The organism is Candidatus Dependentiae bacterium (genome assembly GCA_016191325.1).
Taxonomy (GTDB): domain Bacteria; phylum Babelota; class Babeliae; order Babelales; family JACPOV01; genus JACPOV01.
On sequence record JACPOV010000011.1, the window covers coordinates 1 to 1,313 of the forward strand.

Sequence of the window (1,313 nt, forward strand, 5' to 3'; positions counted from 1 at the left end):
GTTAAGCAAAAGGGATCAAAGAAATTGGCTCAAAACAATGTAGTGTTTTTATTACTCCTTAGATTAAGTTTTTAATGGTACTGGTATTATATGGCTAAATAAAGGTTCTGTCAAGCGAATTGGGCTCTACAAATTAGAACTCCCCTCTCCCGATTGTGGGAGAGGGGTCGGGGGTGAGCGCTTAATTCTCATTAGATATGCGACAAATGTTAAGATTTAGGTAATATTCATAAGCCTAAAACTAACATATGTCCTTACAAACTGTTTCTTTGATAGAACTGGCGTGGGAGCTTTACTCTTGTAAGCTCAAACCAGACCAGATTGCAGTTAAGATTAAGAAGGACCGCGCCACTGTATATCGTTGGATTTCTGGAATCAAACAGTGTGGTATCAGAAGATTTTTGCATAAGTACCAGAACTCCAAGAAAGGACGAAGACAGAAGCGTAAAACTGATCCAATCATGAAAGCTCGCATCTATGCTATTAGAGAAAAGTATCATCAATGCTGCGGGGAGAAGATTAAATACTGGATGAGACATGATTATGGGATTGATATTGCCCTTTGTACGATTTACCGAGTGCTTGGACAAAAATATCGGTTAAGGTCAGAATGGAAGAGAAATCTAAAGCGAGGACCGGTCCCGAAAGCGAGTGCTCCCAGGAAGGTCATCCAGAACGATACGGTAGACTTTGGCGGGTTATTCGCATACACAGCCATAGATATCTTCGGTAGAGACGCTCAAGTCATTATGAGTACCGGCATTCAAGCTTCCGATGGAGCCAGGGCGTTAAAACAACAGATGAGATACTTTGAGTTCTGTGATCTGCTCCAAAGAGACGGCGGCTCGGAGTTTGAAAAAGAATGGGAACAAACAGCTAGACAATATTGCCACAAGATCAGAACTTCCCGCCCTTACCGGAAGAATGAACAAGCTTACATTGAATCATTTAATCGAACCCTTAGAAAAGAGTGCTTGGGTTGGAGAAACTACAAGAAAAAAGATCTTAGACTAGTCCAACAGAAAGTCAATCAATTCCTAGACTTCTACAACAATACCAGACCTCATTTATCATTAAATCTTATGAGTCCTAAACAGTATTTGTCGCATTTGCGATGAGAGATACCGGAGTGTTGACCTACAGCCTTGATTTTGTTATACTGTTTCAGCACTAATTTTTTACCCAGTAGTGAAATTTAATATTTATTTCTTCGCAATAAATTAAAAAGTCTCTACGGGGCAAATGTCAGTCAATTAAATTTCTACTACTGGGATGTTAACTATCCGCTTACAACGCACCGGGGCGAAAAATCA

At 40.1% G+C, this 1,313-nt stretch carries 1 protein-coding gene; it reads left to right on the top strand.

Features of this window, described 5'->3' with window-relative positions:
• Window positions 1–248 precede the first annotated feature (248 nt).
• Entirely contained in the window at window positions 249–1,118 is an 870-nt protein-coding gene (locus tag HYX58_06460; protein ID MBI2775623.1) for a transposase, read from the top strand.
• Window positions 1,119–1,313 lie beyond the last annotated feature (195 nt).

Excerpts from the sequence above, each read along its gene's own strand:
- HYX58_06460 (MBI2775623.1), top strand. The coding sequence starts at position 249 with ATGTCCTTACAAACTGTTTCTTTGATAGAACTGGCGTGGGAGCTTTAC.